The sequence below is a fragment of the Pseudomonas sp. MHK4 genome, from assembly GCF_054600775.1.
Map to the genome: position 1 here is coordinate 1 of NZ_BAAIAK010000063.1, position 516 is coordinate 516.

The 516-nt window shown below is 67.4% G+C and carries 1 pseudogene; it reads left to right on the plus strand.

What is annotated here, in order from left to right:
• Window positions 1-516: pseudogene (locus tag ACYP2Q_RS31525) on the plus strand (glycine dehydrogenase (aminomethyl-transferring)); the annotation flags it as partial.

Here is a 516-nt window from a genome sequence, read left to right on the forward strand (position 1 = left end):
CCAGCGAAATGATCCCGGTGACCTGGGCCGAATTCGGCGCCCTGCACCCCTTCGCCCCGGCCGAGCAGAGCGCCGGTTACCAGCAACTGACCGATGAACTGGAAGCGATGCTCTGCGCCGCCACCGGCTACGATTCGATCTCGCTGCAACCGAACGCCGGTTCCCAGGGTGAGTACGCCGGCCTGCTGGCGATTCGCGCCTACCACCAGAGCCGTGGCGAAGACCGTCGCGACATCTGCCTGATCCCGTCCTCGGCCCACGGCACCAACCCGGCCACCGCCCAGATGGCCGGCATGCGCGTGGTGGTCACCGCCTGCGACGCCCGCGGCAACGTCGACATCGAAGACCTGCGCGCCAAGGCCATCGAGCACCGCGAACACCTCGCCGCGCTGATGATCACCTACCCGTCGACCCACGGCGTGTTCGAGGAAGGCATCCGCGAAATCTGCGGCATCATCCACGACCACGGCGGCCAGGTGTACATCGACGGCGCCAACATGAACGCCATGGTCGGCC